Source organism: Bradyrhizobium sp. NC92 (assembly GCF_025200865.1).
Lineage (GTDB): Bacteria > Pseudomonadota > Alphaproteobacteria > Rhizobiales > Xanthobacteraceae > Bradyrhizobium.
Window position 1 is genome coordinate 4,208,639 of record NZ_CP104171.1, and the last position, 17,427, is coordinate 4,226,065.

16 protein-coding genes and 1 pseudogene are annotated in these 17,427 nt (G+C 65.2%); 11 read left to right on the forward strand and 6 right to left on the reverse strand.

The window, feature by feature from the left end; translation table 11 throughout:
* Positions 1-226: 226 nt before the first annotated feature.
* Genes dusB through ntrC form a run of 3 tightly spaced genes read left to right on the forward strand, consistent with a single transcriptional unit; the run spans position 227 to position 3,852 of the window.
* On the forward strand, positions 227-1,228 hold the full coding sequence (gene dusB / locus N2602_RS19680) for a tRNA dihydrouridine synthase DusB (RefSeq protein ID WP_260383684.1): 1,002 nt from the start codon (positions 227-229) through the stop codon (positions 1,226-1,228).
* Positions 1,225-2,400 (forward strand): nitrogen regulation protein NR(II), encoded by a 1,176-nt coding sequence (locus tag N2602_RS19685; protein WP_172788966.1) that lies wholly within the window; start codon positions 1,225-1,227, stop codon positions 2,398-2,400. Before dusB ends, N2602_RS19685 begins: the two co-directional genes overlap by 4 nt.
* Positions 2,401-2,409: 9 nt before the next feature.
* The gene (gene ntrC / locus N2602_RS19690; protein WP_128261688.1) at positions 2,410-3,852 is read left to right on the forward strand and encodes a nitrogen regulation protein NR(I); all 1,443 of its coding nucleotides are present in this window, start codon (positions 2,410-2,412) and stop codon (positions 3,850-3,852) included.
* Positions 3,853-4,017: 165 nt separating this feature from the next.
* Here the strand turns inward: ntrC and N2602_RS19695 are convergent, their stop codons facing one another.
* A complete protein-coding gene (locus tag N2602_RS19695; protein WP_172788964.1) occupies positions 4,018-4,164 on the reverse strand; it encodes a hypothetical protein in 147 nt (48 codons plus the stop codon).
* Positions 4,165-4,341: 177 nt separating this feature from the next.
* On the opposite strand from N2602_RS19695, the gene N2602_RS19700 reads away from it, so the two are divergent.
* The 4 genes from N2602_RS19700 to hflX all read left to right on the forward strand — a co-directional run bounded on the left by N2602_RS19700 (position 4,342) and on the right by hflX (position 10,033).
* The gene (locus N2602_RS19700; RefSeq protein WP_260379142.1) at positions 4,342-6,753 is read left to right on the forward strand and encodes a PAS domain-containing sensor histidine kinase; all 2,412 of its coding nucleotides are present in this window, start codon (positions 4,342-4,344) and stop codon (positions 6,751-6,753) included.
* A gap of 17 nt (positions 6,754-6,770) precedes the next feature.
* On the forward strand, positions 6,771-8,141 hold the full coding sequence (locus N2602_RS19705; protein WP_172788962.1) for a sigma-54 dependent transcriptional regulator: 1,371 nt from the start codon (positions 6,771-6,773) through the stop codon (positions 8,139-8,141).
* Positions 8,142-8,390: 249 nt separating this feature from the next.
* Positions 8,391-8,639: an RNA chaperone Hfq gene (gene hfq, locus N2602_RS19710; protein WP_007591126.1), complete on the forward strand. Its 249-nt coding sequence runs from the start codon at positions 8,391-8,393 to the stop codon at positions 8,637-8,639.
* 11 nt (positions 8,640-8,650) lie between these two features.
* Positions 8,651-10,033, forward strand: a complete 1,383-nt coding sequence (hflX, locus tag N2602_RS19715) for a GTPase HflX (RefSeq protein WP_260379143.1) — start codon at positions 8,651-8,653, stop codon at positions 10,031-10,033.
* A gap of 167 nt (positions 10,034-10,200) precedes the next feature.
* Here hflX and N2602_RS19720 read toward each other — a convergent pair whose 3' ends face one another.
* On the reverse strand, positions 10,201-11,229 hold the full coding sequence (locus tag N2602_RS19720; protein ID WP_260379144.1) for a DUF2278 family protein: 1,029 nt from the start codon (positions 11,227-11,229) through the stop codon (positions 10,201-10,203).
* Positions 11,230-11,420: 191 nt separating this feature from the next.
* The gene (gene mazG, locus N2602_RS19725) at positions 11,421-12,239 is read right to left on the reverse strand and encodes a nucleoside triphosphate pyrophosphohydrolase (protein WP_260379145.1); all 819 of its coding nucleotides are present in this window, start codon (positions 12,237-12,239) and stop codon (positions 11,421-11,423) included.
* A 127-nt stretch (positions 12,240-12,366) separates the two neighbouring features.
* Between mazG and queC the strand changes: the two genes are divergently transcribed.
* Positions 12,367-13,080 carry a 7-cyano-7-deazaguanine synthase QueC gene (gene queC / locus N2602_RS19730; RefSeq protein WP_260379146.1) on the forward strand — a complete coding sequence of 238 codons (714 nt, stop codon included), beginning with the start codon at positions 12,367-12,369 and terminating at the stop codon, positions 13,078-13,080.
* 141 nt (positions 13,081-13,221) lie between these two features.
* Here queC and N2602_RS19735 read toward each other — a convergent pair whose 3' ends face one another.
* Genes N2602_RS19735 through nthA form a run of 3 tightly spaced genes read right to left on the reverse strand, consistent with a single transcriptional unit; the run spans position 13,222 to position 14,884 of the window.
* Entirely contained in the window at positions 13,222-13,599 is a 378-nt protein-coding gene (locus N2602_RS19735; RefSeq protein WP_260379147.1) for a nitrile hydratase accessory protein, read from the reverse strand.
* Positions 13,599-14,258 carry a nitrile hydratase subunit beta gene (gene nthB / locus N2602_RS19740; RefSeq protein ID WP_260379148.1) on the reverse strand — a complete coding sequence of 220 codons (660 nt, stop codon included), beginning with the start codon at positions 14,256-14,258 and terminating at the stop codon, positions 13,599-13,601. Before nthB ends, N2602_RS19735 begins: the two co-directional genes overlap by 1 nt.
* A complete protein-coding gene (gene nthA, locus N2602_RS19745; protein ID WP_260379149.1) occupies positions 14,255-14,884 on the reverse strand; it encodes a nitrile hydratase subunit alpha in 630 nt (209 codons plus the stop codon). Before nthA ends, nthB begins: the two co-directional genes overlap by 4 nt.
* A gap of 231 nt (positions 14,885-15,115) precedes the next feature.
* Between nthA and N2602_RS19750 the strand changes: the two are divergent.
* From N2602_RS19750 to N2602_RS19760, 3 genes and pseudogenes are all read left to right on the forward strand, one after another.
* Positions 15,116-15,363 (forward strand): annotated as a pseudogene (locus N2602_RS19750) (anion permease); the annotation flags it as partial.
* A 233-nt stretch (positions 15,364-15,596) separates the two neighbouring features.
* Positions 15,597-16,736 carry a methionine ABC transporter ATP-binding protein gene (locus tag N2602_RS19755; RefSeq protein ID WP_260379150.1) on the forward strand — a complete coding sequence of 380 codons (1,140 nt, stop codon included), beginning with the start codon at positions 15,597-15,599 and terminating at the stop codon, positions 16,734-16,736.
* Positions 16,726-17,391, forward strand: coding sequence for a methionine ABC transporter permease (locus N2602_RS19760; RefSeq protein ID WP_212257066.1), 666 nt, complete (start codon positions 16,726-16,728; stop codon positions 17,389-17,391). The genes N2602_RS19755 and N2602_RS19760 overlap by 11 nt, the downstream gene beginning before the upstream one ends.
* The last annotated feature ends 36 nt before the right edge of the window (positions 17,392-17,427 follow it).

Here is a 17,427-nt window from a genome sequence, read left to right on the forward strand (position 1 = left end):
ATGCCTCTAGCACGGCAGGCCCGCAAAAAAAGGGGGTTTCCCTGGATTGTGGGAAACAGCATTTTGCTGCACTGCACTTGAAAGATCTACAGAACTGTCTAAACTGTAGGCATGACGCTTGACTGCACAAGAATTGTGCGCAAGATAGATCATGGCAGGCGCGATGAGGCCCTGCCCAGTCAACGAGACCCCCGTGACCGGCTCGGCAGTATCAGGCTCTAAGCCGTTGAAAATAGGCGATATTGAAGTCGCCGCCCCGGTCTTCCTGGCACCGATGTCGGGTGTGACTGACTCGCCCGTCCGCCGGCTGGCTGCCGAGCTTGGGGCTGGTCTGGTCGTGTCTGAAATGACCGCGAGCGATGAGCTCGCCAATGGCCACCGGATGTCCCGGTTGCGCTGCGAAGCCACCGGCATCGGCCCGCACGTGGTCCAGCTCGCCGGCTGCGAGACGCACTGGATGGCCGAAGGCGCCCGGATCGCCGAAGCGGAAGGCGCCGATATCATCGACATCAACATGGGCTGTCCCGCCCGCCACGTCACCGGCGGCCAGTCCGGCTCGGCCTTGATGCGCGACCTCGACCATGCCGTCAGCCTGATCGAGGCGACGATCGCGGCGGTGAAGGTGCCGGTGACGCTGAAGATGCGGCTCGGCTGGGACGACCGCAGCCGCAACGCGTCGGAGCTGGCGCGGCGCGCGCAGGCCGCCGGGGTCAAGCTCGTCACCGTGCACGGCCGCACCCGCTGCCAGTTCTACAAGGGCGAGGCCGATTGGGATGCGATCCGCGCCGTGCGCGAGGCCGTCTCCATTCCGCTCGTCGTCAACGGCGACATCACCTCCTACGAGAAGGCGCTCGCGGCATTGGACGCCTCGGGCGCCGACGCCGTGATGATCGGCCGCGGCGCGCAGGGCCAGCCCTGGCTGCCGGGCCAGATCGGCCGCCGCCTGAAGGGCGGGGCCGAGGAAGCCGCGCCCTCGCTCGAAACGCAGCTGCATTATGTCCGCACGCTCTATGACGGCGTTTGTGCGCTCTATGGTCTGCGCATCGGGCTGAGGCACGCCCGCAAGCATCTGGGCTGGGCGCTCGACGTCGCAGCGCAGGCGAGCCGTGCGCCGGCCGAGAAGCTGAAATCCTGGCGGCAGAAAATCCTGGTCTCGGAGGATCCGCGCCTCGTTCACGATTCACTGCAAGACGCCTTCGACGACTTCGCATGGAGCGCTGCTGCATGAGCTCAGCCGCTGAACATCGTCGGCCGCTTCAGTCCGACAGCGACGCCATCCTGGATGCCTTGCCCAACCCCGTGCTCATGATCGGGCCGGACGGCAAGATCGTCGCCGCCAACATCGCCACCGAAGCCTTCTTCGAGATCTCGACGCAATTCCTGAAGCGGCAGTCGTTGAAGGAGCTGGTGCCGTTCGGAAGTCCGTTGCTGGCGCTGATCGACCAGGTGCGCTCGTCGAACTCGCCGGTCAACGAATACAAGGTCGATCTCGGTACGCCGCGCATGGGCGGCGACCGCCAGGTCGACCTGCATGTCGCGCCGCTCACCGAGCGGCCCGGCCATATCGTCGTGATGCTGCAGGAGCGCACCATCGCCGACAAGATGGATCGGCAGCTCACTCACCGCAGCGCAGCGCGCTCGGTGATAGCGCTAGCAGCGATGCTCGCGCACGAAATCAAGAATCCGCTTTCGGGCATTCGCGGCGCAGCACAGCTACTGGAGCAGCAGGCCTCGTCCGAGGACCGCATGCTGACGCGGCTGATCTGCGACGAGGCCGACCGCATCGTGACGCTGGTGGACCGCATGGAGGTGTTCGGCGACGAGCGCCCCGTGGTGCGCGGCCCCGTCAACATCCATTCGGTGCTCGATCACGTGAAGCGGCTGGCGCAGTCGGGCTTTGCCCGCAACATCCGCTTCATCGAGGACTACGATCCCTCGCTGCCGCCGGTGCTGGCGAACCAGGACCAGCTGATCCAGGTGTTCCTCAATCTCGTGAAGAACGCCGCCGAAGCGTTGATCGACGTGCCCGACGCCGAGATCCAGCTCACCACCGCGTTCCGTCCCGGTGTGCGCCTGTCAGTCCCCGGTCAAAAATCCCGGGTATCCCTTCCGCTCGAATTCTGCGTGAAGGACAACGGACCCGGCGTGCCCGACGATCTTCTGCCCAACCTGTTCGACCCCTTCGTGACCACCAAGCAGACCGGCTCGGGTCTCGGCCTGGCGCTGGTTGCCAAGATCGTCGGCGATCACGGGGGCATCATCGAATGCGAATCTCAGCCGCGCAAGACCACCTTCCGCGTGCTGATGCCGATGTATTCCACATCGGTGAAACACGCCGATCAAAGCAGTCGCGACGGCTCTGCCGGGAAGTCGTCGCCTGCGTCACAGGGGGCAAAATGAGGATTAACAATGCCCGCAGGTAGCATTCTCGTAGCCGATGACGATACCGCCATCCGCACCGTTCTCAATCAGGCACTGTCCCGCGCCGGTTACGAAGTGCGGCTGACCGGCAATGCCGCGACGCTGTGGCGCTGGGTCAGCCAGGGCGAGGGCGATCTCGTCATCACCGACGTGGTGATGCCGGACGAAAACGCCTTCGACCTGTTGCCGCGGATCAAGAAGATGCGGCCGAACCTGCCCGTCATCGTCATGAGCGCGCAGAACACCTTCATGACGGCGATCCGCGCCTCCGAGCGCGGGGCTTACGAATATCTGCCGAAGCCCTTCGACCTCAAGGAGCTGATTGCCATCGTCGGCCGCGCGCTCGCCGAGCCGAAGGAGCGAACCTCGACGCCGGACGAGGACGCCGAGATGGAGGCGATCCCACTGGTCGGCCGTTCGCCGGCGATGCAGGAAATCTACCGCGTTCTGGCGCGCCTGATGCAGACCGACCTCACCGTGATGATCACGGGCGAGTCCGGCACCGGCAAGGAGCTGGTGGCGCGGGCGCTGCACGATTACGGCAAGCGCCGCAACGGCCCGTTCGTCGCGGTCAACATGGCGGCGATCCCGCGCGATCTCATCGAGTCCGAATTGTTCGGCCACGAGCGCGGTGCCTTCACCGGCGCCAACACCCGCGCCTCCGGCCGCTTCGAGCAGGCCGAGGGCGGCACGCTGTTCCTGGATGAGATCGGCGACATGCCGATGGAGGCGCAGACCCGCCTGCTGCGCGTATTGCAGCAGGGCGAATACACCACCGTCGGCGGCCGCACCCCGATCAAGACCGACGTGCGCATCGTCGCGGCCTCCAACAAGGATCTGCGCGTCCTGATCCAGCAGGGCCTGTTCCGGGAAGACCTGTTCTTCCGCCTCAATGTCGTGCCGCTGCGGCTGCCGCCGTTGCGCGAACGCATCGAGGACCTGCCGGATCTCGTGCGGCACTTCTTCACGCTGGCCGAGAAGGACGGACTGCCGCCGAAGAAACTGGATACGCTGGCGCTGGAGCGGCTGAAGCAGCACCGCTGGCCCGGCAACGTGCGCGAGCTAGAAAACCTCGCCCGACGCCTCGCCGCGCTCTATCCGCAGGACGTGATCACGTCCTCCGTCATCGATGGCGAGCTCGCACCGCCCTCGGTCAGCCCGGGCGCCGCGGTCCAGCAGGGCGTCGACAATCTCGGCGGCGCCGTGGAGGCGTATCTGTCCTCGCACTTCCAGGGCTTCCCGAACGGCGTGCCGCCGCCGGGCCTCTATCACCGCATCCTCAAGGAGATCGAGGTGCCGTTGCTGACGGCGGCGCTCGCCGCCACCCGCGGCAACCAGATCCGCGCCGCGGACCTGCTCGGTCTCAACCGCAACACGCTGCGGAAGAAGATCCGGGACCTCGACATCCAGGTGTATCGGAGCGGGGGCTAGTCTCTCGAAGCGGACGGTGGCTCAGCTCCCCCTACCAAGGCAGAGCTGAGCCTGTCCGGATCGCGCTGGCCGTTGTGGCTGACGCGGTGAGCAGAAGTCCGCGCTGGGCCCAAATGTTCCGGTCGCCCATTTAAATTTGTTAGGCCGCAGCGCGCGGCATCACATCTATCTGACCAGCCGCCCAGATGCCGGCATCACGCTGGCGAGAGTCACCGGGTCCTGCTTATGGCCGAGGCCGTTGACCAGGAGGTCGGAGGCCACGATCAGCAGCAGAACGGCCGAAACCATCGTCGCGAGACAGATCTTATCCATGCTGATCAAGCCGGAATGGCGGGAATCCGTTCCCGTCCCTCCGGCATGTGCCTGTGGATTGCGCGGGGCGGCCGCGGCCAAGGCGCCGCGGAATTGTCGCAATTCGGCAACAATGTGGTACGAATACATCAGTATCCGCGCGTCCGCGGACCCGTTTTCAGCACCACCATTGCCGGAATGACCAGCGCAGAGACCTCGGCCGCACACTTTGACACGGCCCCAGCGGAAGAGCCCCGGCGTTGGTCGGTGCGACGCTGGCTGGCGCCCTTTGCCGTCGCGCTGGCGCTGCTGTCGGCCTTCCTGACCTTCCTGGTCCTGACCGGTCTGAGCACGATCGAGCCGACGCCCGGGGTGGTCCGCACATTCTATCTGATCAATGCCGCCACGATCCTGCTGCTGGTCGGGATCATCGTCCGGGAACTCTGGCAGCTGATCCTGGCGCGGCGGCGGGGCAGGGCGGCGGCGCGTCTTCACGTCCAGATCGTCAGCCTGTTCTCGATCGTCGCGGTGCTGCCGGCGGTGCTGGTCGCCGTCGTCGCCAATGTCACCATCGAGCGCGGCCTCGACCGGCTTTTCTCCGGGCCGACCAAGCAGGTCATCCAGAACTCGCTGACGATCGCGCGGGCCTATATGCAGGACCATGCGCAGCTGATCCGCGGCGACATTCTCGGCATGGCCAACGACATCGCCCATGCCCGGCCGCTCTATGACCAGGACCGCCGCACGTTTCGCGAGATGCTGACGGCGAGCGCCGCGTCCCGCAACCTGCCGGGCGCGATGATCATCGACAAGAACACCAACATTCTGGAATCCGCCGACACCGGCATGCGGCTCGCTTATTCGCCGCCCGCGCCCGACTTTCTCAGCAACGTCAACGAGGCCGAGCCCGAGATCGCGGTGCTCCCCGATGCGAGCTTCGTCGCCGCGGTGATCCGCCTGCGTGCCTTCAACGACACCTTCCTCTATGTCGCCCGGCCGCTTGATCCGAATGTCGTCAATCAGCTCAAGCAGACCGAGGTCAGCGTCGCCGAATACGCCCAGATCGAATCGCGCCGGCTCGGTATCCAGGTCGCCTTCGCGCTGATGTTCGCGGTGATCGCGTTGACCATCTTGATGGCTTCGGTGCTGATCGGTCTCAATTTCGCCAACTCGCTGGTCTCGCCGATCCGGCGGCTGATGAATGCGGCCCACACGGTCTCGACCGGCGACCTGCACGTCCAGGTGCCCGTGCACCAGTCGGAAGGCGACCTCGCCCAGCTTGGCGAGACCTTCAACAAGATGACGCAGGAGTTGCGCAGCCAGCGCGACGAGCTCGTGAGCGCCAGCGACCTCATCGACAGCCGCCGCCGCTTCATCGAAGCGGTGCTGTCTTCGGCGAGCGCCGGCATCATCGGCGTCGACGCGTCCGGCAGCGTCGGCATCCTCAACCGCTCCGCCGAGAAGCTGATCGGGCATTCCGAAGCCGAGACGCTCGGCCACCCGCTCTCCGACGTGCTGCCCGAGCTGGACGAGATGATGAAGACCGCGCGGGAAGGGACCCAGCGCCTGGTGCAGGGCCAGATCACGATCACCCGCGACGGCACCGAGCGCAACCTCTCGGTCCGCGTCAGCGCCGAGAAGAACCAGCCGCACGACAGCTACATCATCACGCTCGACGACATCACCGAGCTGGTCTCGGCGCAGCGCACCTCGGCCTGGGGCGACGTCGCGCGCCGCATCGCCCACGAGATCAAGAACCCGCTGACCCCGATCCAGCTCTCGGCCGAGCGCATCCGCCGCAAGTTCGGCAAGACCATCACCGAGGACAAGGACAAGCAGATCTTCGATCAGTGCACCGACACCATTGTGCGCCAGGTCGACGACATCAGGCGCATGGTCGACGAGTTCTCGCGCTTTGCGCGGATGCCCAAGCCCGTGATGGAGGGTGAGGACGTCGCCGACACCGTGCGCCAGGCGGTGTTCCTGATGAAGGTCGCCCATCCCGAGATCGACATCGAGGCTGAGTTCAAGCAGGATCCGCTGCGCGCCCAGTTCGACCGGCGCCTGATCTCGCAGGCGGTCACCAACATCGTCAAGAACGCCACCGAGGCGATCGAGCAGGTCCCGCCCGAGGAGCTCGGCAAGGACGATGGCAAGGGCCGTATCGACGTCGTGGTGTCGCGCGAGGGCGACGACGTGCTGATCGACGTCATCGACAACGGCATCGGCCTGCCCAAGGTCGCGCGCTCGCGCCTGCTCGAGCCGTACGTCACCACGCGCGCCAAGGGCACCGGGCTCGGGCTCGCCATCGTCGGCCGCGTGCTGGAAGACCATGGCGGGCGGATCGAGCTGAAGGATGCCTCCGACTTCCGTGCAGGCCAGCGCGGCGCCTGGATGCGCATGCGCTTTGCCGTCTCAGGGCAACCCGCGAAAACGGAGCACGTGCCGGCGGCCAACGCCGCGACCGAGACGACCTCCAAAGCCGACATCACGCAAACGGTGACGGAATCCGTCGAGAACCGGGAAACAAAAGAGCCGGCCGCCGGAACCAAAGAGCCGGCTGAAAAGACCAATGATTCAACCAAAATCGAAGCCTCAACAGGCAGCTGACAAGACAGGCGCGATCCATGGCAAGTGAAATTCTGATTGTCGATGATGAGGCCGATATTCGGGATCTCGTTGCGGGCATTCTCGAAGACGAGGGATTCGTCACAAGGACCGCACGCGACAGCGACTCGGCGCTTGCCGAGATCGCCAATCGTCGGCCGCACCTGGTATTCCTCGACATCTGGCTGCAGGGCTCCAAGCTCGACGGCCTGCAGCTCCTGGAGCAGGTCAAGAAGGACAATGCCGATCTGCCCGTCGTGATGATCTCCGGCCACGGCAACATCGAGACCGCGGTCGCCGCGATCAAGCGTGGCGCCTACGATTTCATCGAGAAGCCGTTCAAGGCCGACCGCCTCATCCTGGTCGCGACCAGAGCGCTGGAGAACTCGCGGCTCAAGCGCGAGGTCAAGGAGCTGAAGCAGCTCGCGCCGAGCGCCAGCCAGCTGGTCGGCCGCTCGCCCAGCATGAACCAGCTGCGCCAGACCATCGAGCGGGCGGCCAAGGCCAACAGCCGCATCCTGATCGTCGGCCCCGCCGGCGCCGGCAAGGAGCTGACCGCGCGCACGCTGCATGCCGCCTCGGGCCGCGCCGACGGCCCCTTCGTCGTCATCAACGCCGCCGCGATCACACCCGAGCGGATGGAGCATGAGCTGTTCGGCGTCGAGCAGTCCAATGGCGAGCAGCCGCGCAAGCCTGGCGCGCTCGAAGAAGCGCATGGCGGCACGCTGTTCATCGACGAGATCGCGGACATGCCGCGCGAGACCCAGAACAAGATCCTGCGCGTGCTGGTGGAGCAGTCGTTCCAGCGCGTCGGCGGTACCGCCAAGGTGCAGGTCGACGTGCGCATCATCTCATCGACCGCCCGCAATCTCGAAGAGGAGATCACGGCCGGCCGCTTCCGCGAGGATCTCTACCACCGGCTCTCGGTGGTGCCGATCCGCGTGCCTGCACTGTCGGAGCGGCGCGAGGACATTCCGGAATTGATCGACTATTTCATGGAGCAGATCTCGGCGGGCAGCGGCCTGCCCAGGCGCCAGATCGGTCAGGACGCGATGGCGGTGCTGCAATCGCATGTCTGGCCCGGCAATGTGCGTCAGCTCCGCAATAATGTTGAAAGAGTCATGATTCTGGCCGCCGGTGGGCCGGAGGTCATCATCACCGCCGACATGCTGCCGCAGGACGTCGGCTCGATGGTGCCGGCGATGCCGACCAGCAACAATGGCGAGCACATCATGGGCCTGCCGCTGCGCGAGGCACGCGAAGTGTTCGAGCGCGACTATTTGATTGCACAGATCAGCCGTTTCTCAGGAAATATTTCCCGAACGGCCGAGTTCGTTGGCATGGAACGTTCGGCCTTGCACCGGAAGTTGAAAGCGCTCGGCGTCGGCTAAGGCTGCGACGCCGCGGCGGCATCTCGACAATAGGCGAAGAAAATCATCGATTTCCGTAATTTTTCGGGGCAATAGGGCCGGGCCTGCCGCTTGAAGCGGCTTGCCTAATATCCCGACCTGTCCTCTAATCGAACCGCTGTTCCTTCCGAGGGGGATCTCATGAGGGACGGCAACCGGAGGAGGCCCCGAACTCCACAAAGAGGGCCGCATCCGGCGCAATAAAAAGAAACTCAAAGCGAGAAAAAAACAATGGCGGCAGACCGCGCACAAAACCTACAGGACACCTTCCTAAATCACGTTCGCAAAACCAAGACGCCACTGACGATCTTTCTGGTCAACGGAGTGAAGCTCCAGGGCATCGTGACCTGGTTCGACAATTTCTGTTTGCTGCTTCGGCGCGACGGTCATTCGCAGCTCGTCTACAAGCATGCGATCTCGACCATCATGCCGGGCGCTCCGATTCAGCTGTTCGAAGGCGGCGAGGACCAGCCGGCTTGAGAGTGATCTGATTGGAACCCCGGAATTTCGACGGGGATGCCGACCGTCCACGGTCGGCAGGGGCTACGCAGACGGGGCGGGTGCTTGTCATCGGTCCCTACTTGCGCGTGCGCGCGGGCGGTGCCGACGCGCAATCGGAGACTCATGCCTTGCGAGACACCGAGGCCCGGCTCGATGAAGCCGCGGGCCTTGCGCGCGCGATCGATCTCGTCATTGCCGACGCCACCGTCGCCCCGGTCAGCCAGATCCGGCCCGCGACCTATATCGGCAAGGGCAAGGTCGAGGAGATCGCCGGGCTGATCAAGACCCTCGAGGTCGAGCTCGTGGTGATGGATTGCGCGCTGTCGCCGATCCAGCAGCGCAACCTCGAGAAGGAATGGCACGCCAAGGTGCTCGACCGAACCGGGCTCATCCTCGAAATCTTCGGCCGTCGCGCCAAGACCAGGGAAGGCTCGCTGCAGGTCGAGCTTGCGCATCTCAACTACCAGCGCTCGCGCCTGGTGCGCTCCTGGACCCATCTCGAACGCCAGCGCGGCGGTTTCGGCTTCATGGGCGGTCCCGGCGAGACCCAGATCGAGGCCGACCGTCGCCTGATCCAGGAGCGCATCTCCAAGCTGGAGAGCGAGCTGAAAAAGGTGCAGGCGACGCGGCGGCTGCATCGCGCCGGCCGCCAACGCGTGCCGTATCGCGTCGTCGCGCTGGTCGGTTACACCAATGCCGGCAAGTCGACGCTGTTCAATCGCCTGACCCGCGCCGACGTGCAGGCGGCCGACATGCTGTTTGCGACGCTCGATCCCACCTTGCGGGCGCTCAACCTGCCGCATGGCGGCAAGGCGATGCTGTCGGACACCGTCGGCTTCATCTCCAACCTGCCGACGCAGCTCGTCGCCGCCTTCCGCGCCACGCTGGAGGAGGTGCTGGAGGCCGACGTCATCCTGCATGTCCGCGACATCTCGCATGAAGACGCCGAGGCGCAGCAGAGCGACGTTGACGCGGTGCTGCGCCAGCTCGGCATCAACCCCGACGATTCCGGCCGCATCATCGAGGTCTGGAACAAGATCGACCGTTTCGATCCCGAGCAACGTGAAGAGCTGCTCAACATCGCCGCGCGCAGGCCGGAGGATCATCCGGCGATGCTGGTCTCAGCCGTGTCGGGCGAGGGCATCGATGCTCTGCTCGCCGCGATCGAGCAACGCCTGGCCGCCAAGCGCACCACGCTCGATCTCTCGATCGACGCCGCCGACGGCGCCGGCATCAGCTGGCTGCACCGCAATGCCGAGGTGCTGTCGAAGGAGCTGCACGACGGCCGCTTCGATATGACGGTGCGGGTGGACGAGACCAAGCGGGATATCGTGGTGAACAGGTTCGACGCCGTGCCGCATCACGCCACATAACGGCGCGATGCCATTGGTGCGCGGCATCGATCGCATCTGGCGACGAGAGATCACACGCGGCATGGATCTATACACCCTCGTGCGCTCTGCGCACGGGGCACGGGGCACGGACGGCAGCCGACCTGGCGGCGTGCTGACGCTGGTCGGTTGCGGGCTTGATCAGCACATCAGAACGGAATTGTCAGGCCCGGATGTTTGGCTTGCGCCCTGGTATAGGCGACGCCGTGAACCTTGATACCACGCGTGTCCAGCAGCGAGATAATGCCGCCCTGGTTCGACAATTCCATCGGCTTCTCCACGACGACGGCGAGCGTTCCTCCGGCTGCGATCGTCCCCGACAGCGTCATCTTCTTCTTCTGCTTGTCGGCCAGCTTCCAGCCGGTGAGATCGATGTCGCGATCGGCCGTGTTGAGCAGTGTGACGACTTCGCGCTCCGGCGTCTTCACGGCGTTGACGATTGCCGCAATGATCCGCACGAGCCCATCCGGCATTTCCTCTGTCGGAGGGGCCGTCGGATCCAGCGGCGCTGTCGGCGTGCCGCCGCCGAGATCAATCGGATGACCGGTCTCGTCGTCAGTGTGCCAGGCCTGCGTCTGGAATTTGAGAAGGACTGCCGTCCATAAATTTTGCTCCGGGAATTCGAACACGAGCCCGCCGTCCTGCCACGGCCCGTTGTCGCCCGAGAACCTTCCGATGGGATTTCCCTGGTTCATATGGATGTCGTGAATGCCGCGTCCCGGCCTGAAGCCGAAATAATTGTCCGCCTTGGTCTCGGGGCCCCATGTCTCGCCGAACGCGTAGACCATCGCGCTTTCGTCCGAGAGTGCGCGCTGGACGAACTGGTCGAGCTTCTCGTTGAGGTCGTTGTCCGGCCCAGGTACGGACAGCGGTAGCGGCACCATCTCCTGGGGCTGCATCAGATTACCGCGGATGAAGTCCAGCGCGATGCTGTTGGGCTGGGGGGCCTGCGGGTGCAGCCCCTCCGGGAGTGCCGCGAGTCGTTCGGTGATCGGATGGACGAAACGAGATCGCACCAGGAATTCGACCTCGCTTCCGTCGGCCGACTGCACGTTGACGGCAATACGGAAATCTTCACCGCCGGCGACGATATGGACTTGATAGTGCGGCGACCTGCCGGTGCCGAAACGCATCGCAATCGGGCGTCCCTTGAGGACTGAATAATGTTTCAATGGCATCGCGCTTCACCTGCCGTAGGGGGGGGTGGCTGCGTCAGAACTATACAACTTTAGACTGTCTGCGGTGACAATTTCATGGCGGCGGCTTGACGCATCTTTCCGTGCGAGCCGCTGGGGGCGGTCAATCGGGGTACATTGCTGACCGATCGGCGGTGGATGGTGTTGCCGGATCTCTCTGCCACCGCACCCGGCTAAGTGGCGGTCTTCGCCGCATTCCACAGCGCGTCCATCTCCGCCAGCGAGGCCTGCTCGAGCGTGCGGCCCTGCGCCGCCAGCGCCCGCTCGATATAGGCAAAGCGCCGCTCGAATTTGGCGTTGGTCGCGCGCAGCGCGGCTTCCGGATCGGCGTCGACGTGGCGGGCGAGATTGACGAGGGCGAACATCAGGTCGCCGGTCTCTTCCGCCAGGCCCGCGCGGTCGTTGCGGTCCAGCGCGGCTTCGATCTCGTCGGCTTCCTCGCGGATCTTCTGCAGGACCGCGCGCGGGTCGTTCCAGTCGAAGCCGACGGTGGAGGCCTTGCGCTGCAGCTCCATCGCGCGCGTCAACGCCGGCTGGCCGGCCTTCACGCCCGACAGCAGCGACTTGTGCGTCGGCGTCGCTTCCGGCGGCCGGCGCGCGGCGCGTTCGGCCTTTTCCTCGGCCTTGATGCGGTCCCAGACCTCCTTGACGTGGTGCGGGGCGAGATTGCCGTCCTTGTCGGCGAAGACGTGGGGATGGCGGCGGATCATCTTGCGGGTGATGGCCTCGACCACGTCACCAAAATCGAACGCGTTCTGCTCTGAGGCCATCTGCGCGTGGAACACAACCTGAAGGAGGAGATCGCCGAGCTCCTCTCTGAGATCGTCGAGATCGCCGCGGGTGATGGCGTCGACCACCTCATAGGCTTCCTCGATCGTGTAGGGCGCAATCGTCGCAAAGTCCTGCTCGAGGTCCCAAGGGCAGCCGGTCACCGGGGTGCGCAGTGCCGCCATGATCTCGATCAGGCGGGAGATATCGCGGGAGGGGGTCATTGCCGGGCAGTCTCCTGGGGTCCAGAGCCTTATGCCAAAAGCGGACCCCCGATCCCAGCGCAAGGCGGCGGAACAGGCCGATTTCCACCGATTGGCGAGCAAGTCGCGCAATGCTAAAGCGCGGGCCATGAGCGACGCATTTTCTTCCGAAACCGCGCTGGTGCTGTTCTCCGGCGGCCAGGATTCCACCACCTGCCTCGCCTGGGCTTTGAGCCGCTTCGCCCGCGTGGAGACGCTGGGGTTCGAGTACGGCCAGCGCCACGCCATCGAGCTTGACTGCCGCGACCGCCTGCTCGACGGCATCAAGGGCCTGCGCGCCGATTGGGCCGCAAAGCTGGGCGAGAGCCACACGCTGTCGATCCCGACGCTGGCGGCCGTCTCCGAGACGGCGCTAACCCGCGACGTCGCGATCGCGATGGGCGCGGACGGCCTGCCCAACACCTTCGTGCCGGGCCGCAACCTCGTGTTCCTGACCTTCGCCGCAGCGCTCGCTTACCGGCGCGGCATCCGCCACATCGTCGGCGGCATGTGCGAGACCGACTATTCCGGCTATCCCGATTGCCGCGACGAGACCATCCGCGCCGTGCAGGCCGCGCTCTCGCTTGGCATGGCGAGGCCCTTCGAGCTGCACACGCCATTGATGTGGATCGATAAGGCCGCGACCTGGAAGCTGGCGCACGATCTCGGCGGCGAGGGGCTGGTCGATTTGATCCGTGAGCAATCGCACACCTGCTATCTCGGCGAACGCGGCGCGCGGCACGAATGGGGTTATGGCTGCGGCGAGTGCCCGGCCTGCAGTTTGCGGGCGAGGGGGTGGAACGAGTACGTGGCAGGGCGGTAGGGTCGCTCCGCCGTCATTGCGAGGAGCTCGCGACAAAATTGCGCAGCAATTTTGCGCTGATGCGACGAAGCAATCCAGACTGCCGCCGCGGAGGATTCTGGATTGCTTCGCTTCGCTCGCAGTGACGAACTCAGCGATCAGCTACTGAAAATCCTCGTCCCGCAGCTCAATCGGCTTGCCGTGCGGCGTGCGATCGGCGGCGTGGTCCCAGGCATCGCGGTAGCGGTGCAGCGTCTCCAGCGAGGCGACGCCCTTGCGCGCGACGAGGCCTTCCAGCGTGGCGAGCCAGTGCAGATAGTAGGTCTCGCCGGTGTCAGGGTCGCCCGCGGCCTGGGCACGCTTGATCTCGGAGGCCAAGGCTGCGGCCCATTCCGGCCAGGTGAACACGCCGCGCTCGTGCAGGCTCAAGGCCATCGCGAACGCATGCGCCTCCCAGGGTGCGCGGAACACCGGGCCGTCATCGTCGCGCGGAATGCTCGGGATTGCCGCCGTCGCCGCGGCCGCAAGTGCGCCGCTCATCACGCCGGATCCAGATAGGGCTCGAACGCGTCGATCGAGACCTTCAGCGTGGGATCGCCGTCCTCGCCCCAGAGATCGCGGCCCTCGAACACCACGGTATAGAGCCATTGCGGGTTCTCGCCGCGCTCCATCGCCGCCGTATCCGGAAACACGTGACAGCCGTGATTCAGCTCGACGACACCGACATGGCCGCGGACATAGCGAGGCAGCCGCGTGTGGGTCGCAGGATGGATGTTCTTCGCCCGCACGCGATCGCCGATCTTGAATTTCGCCGGAGCCGGGGCAGGGCGGTCGAACTTGCCGCGCACCATCACGCGCTCGACATTGGCGCGGTCGAACGTGCCGTGCTTGAGCGCCTTTGCGGGCTGCATCGCATGGCCGGCAGCAACCTCCTCGCGGGTGAGATAGCCCTTGTCGATCAGCATCTGCTCGAGCCCGAGAAACCATTTCTTGTAATAGGAGCTCGACAGATAGACCTGCGGCGGCAAGGTCTCGCGATAGAAGCGCGAGGTGTCGATGTTGAAGGCGCCGGCCGCGCCCATCGCGCGCACCATGGCCAGCACGCGCGATTCCCATTCCCAGTGAAACATCGGCTCGTTCGGCTCGGGCTCGACCTTGCCGAACCCGTCCATGCCGCCCATGTCGTGCACGCCGTTCACGACGGGGCTCCCGGCGTCTTGGGAAAACCAGTGCCGATCATGGAATCGCGCGTCACGAGCTCGGCGAGCTGCTCCTCGCTCCAGCCTTCCGTGCCGGCGGGCCGCATCGGCAGTACCAGGAAGCGTGTCTCGGCGGTGGAATCCCAGACACGAACCTCGATGTCCTTGGGCAGCGCGACCCCGAAATCGGCGAGCACGCCGCGCGGATCCTTCACCGCGCGCGAGCGGTAGGGCGCAGCCTTGTACCAGACCGGCGGCAGCCCCAGCATTTCCCAGGGGTAGCAGGAGCACAGCGTGCACACGACCATGTTGTGTCGCTGCGGCGTGTTCTCGACCACGACGAGATGATCGCCGACCCGGCTGACATGGCCGAGCGTGCCGATGGCCTTGGAGCCATCCTCCAGCAGCGCCTTCTTGAACGCCGGATCGGTCCAGGCCTTGGCGACGACGCGCGCGCCATTGTGCGGGCCGATCTTGGTCTCATAGGCCTGGATGATGGCATCGAGCGCAGCCGGCTCGACATAGCCCTTCTCGGTCAGGATCGTCTCGAGCGCGCGCACGCGCAGCTCGGTCTCGGACAGCTCGGAATGGTCGTGATCGTGGTGATGGTCGTGATCGTGGCTCATGGCGCGAAGATAGGCGCAAGGGTCCGTTTCTGTCGAGCGTTCGTTGCAGCCCAATCAGGCCACGTGTTCGTGACGCTGTTGTGCGCTGACATTGCTGTCGGCAACCTGGCGAAGCCATCGCAAAAGATGGTCCAGACGGCCATTGATTGCACCGAGGACAATCCGTATACGCGGCGCAAAGACAAAAGGGCTCCGTCAGGCCGGAACGACGCGACGGCAATCGAGGGATCTACTTCGCATGCCACCGCAGTGCTGCCGGTGGGTGCTGGCGGTCGGCTCGGGCATCGCCGACCTACCAGTCACGACGCTGGCCATGCTTTACATGTATTCGCTCGGCCTGATGGCGTGATCTCGCTTCTTACGCACCGGACCTGCGCCGGTGTATTTCGGCAGCGGCTATATCCGGAAGGGCAGTTCTGGGCCTTCGGACTGCTCTATTTCGCGGGCACCTGCTGATCGTGCTGCCCTGGCTGAGGGTCTACCGAGCCAGTGTGGAGGCTGATGCGGCGGAGGAATTTTCTGCTTCAGGGAGTGATAGGGAAATCTTCGTCCAACTCCTGCCAAATATCTGAAATTGCAAGAAAGACTGGAAAAGGCGATGGTGCGTGCTGCGGTGCAGCGCGTTCGTTCCGGATCCTCGCCGCTGTCTTTCTCCCGTCGCGCGATGCGACTTGGTTCCCGAGCGCGCAACCGGGAACGCGAACTATTGTGCATGAAGGCTGCCTCCATGAATGCCCACCAATCGCTCGCGATCGGACAACCGATCGAAACGCTTGAAGCGATTTCACCCGCGCCGGCCGAGCCCGACGCGATGGTCCGTTTCGCCGGTATCTCGAAGACCTATCCGGCCTATCGCGGCAAGCCCGGCGTCGACGCGCTGCAAGACATCGACTTCGCGATACCGCGCGGTTCCATCACAGGCGTGATCGGCCGCTCCGGCGCCGGCAAATCGAGCCTGGTCCGGCTCATCAACGGGCTGGAGAAGCCGACCACGGGCCGCGCGATCGTGGACAACAGGGATATCTCGGCGCTCGCCGGCCGCGAGCTGCGGCTGGCGCAGCGCTCGATCGGCATGATCTTCCAGCATTTCAATCTGCTGTCCTCGCGCACTGCCGCCGACAACATCGCGCTGCCGCTGGAGATCGCCGGCTGGGCCAAGGCCGACATCAAGGCCCGCGTCGCCGAGCTGCTCACACTGGTCGGTATCGCCGACAAGCACGATCGCTATCCTTCAGAACTATCGGGCGGCCAGAAGCAGCGCGTCGGCATCGCCCGCGCGCTGGCGACGCGGCCGAGCGTGCTGTTGTCGGATGAAGCGACCTCGGCGCTCGATCCGCAGACCACGCGGGCGATCCTCGATCTGCTTGCGAGCATCAACCGCGAGCTCGGGGTGACCATCGTGCTGATCACGCATGAGATGTCCGTGGTGCGCCAACTCGCCAAGGAGGTGGTGGTGTTAGACGCCGGCCGCGTCGTCGAGAGCGGCCACGTCGCCGACATCTTCACGCATCCCAAACATCCGATTACGCAGTCCTTCCTGGCCGAGGTGATCGGCGACAGCCTGCCGGTGTCGCTGGCGAGCCGGATCGTTTCGGAGCAGCCTGCCGGCGGGCAGGCCGTGATCCGGGTCCAGGTGCGCGGGGCAGGGGCCGGCGACACATTGGTAGCCCGGCTCGCGCGCGAGCTCGGGCTCGACGTCGCGCTGCTGTCGGCGCGCATCGACGAGATCGGCGGCCAGCATGTGGGCTCGCTCACGCTCGGACTTCCCGGCGGCGAGGACGCGGTGACGCGGACGCTCGCCTGGCTCTCTCAATATCAACTCTCGGCGGAGCGTCTCGGCTATGTCGCCTGAACTCATCAACCTGATCATCCAGGCCACCTTCGAAAGCCTGTACATGGTCGGCATCGCCGCGCTGCTCGGCACCGCCTTCGGCCTGCCGCTCGGCGTGTTCCTGGCCACCAGCCGCAAAGGCGAGCTGTTCGCGGCACCCATCGTCAATCGCGTGCTCGGCATCGTCGTCAATGCGACGCGCTCGACGCCCTTCATCATCCTGGTCGTTGCCATCATCCCGTTCACGCGCCTCGTTGCCGGCACCTCGATCGGCTCGACGGCGGCGATCGTGCCGCTGACGATTGCCTCGACGCCTTTCATCGCGCGCCTCGTCGAGGCTGCGATCCGCGAGGTCGACGGCGGCCTGATCGAGACCGCGTCCTCGTTCGGCGCTTCGCCGCTCCAGATCGTGTTCAAGGTGCTGATACCGGAGGCGCTGCCGGGACTGCTGCTGGCGCTGACGCTCGCCGTCGTCAGCCTGCTCGGCTACTCCGCGATGGTCGGCGCGGTGGGCGGCGGGGGCCTTGGCGATCTCGGCATCCGCTACGGCTATCAGCGCTTCATGCCGGAGATGATGCTGGCCGTCGTGGTCGTGCTGATCGCCCTGGTGCAGATCGTCCAGAGCGCGGGCGATTACCTGGCACGCCGGGTCAATCGCCGGCTGCGGCATCGCTGAAACATTTCCCGATGTTTCAGACAGGGCGATTCTGCT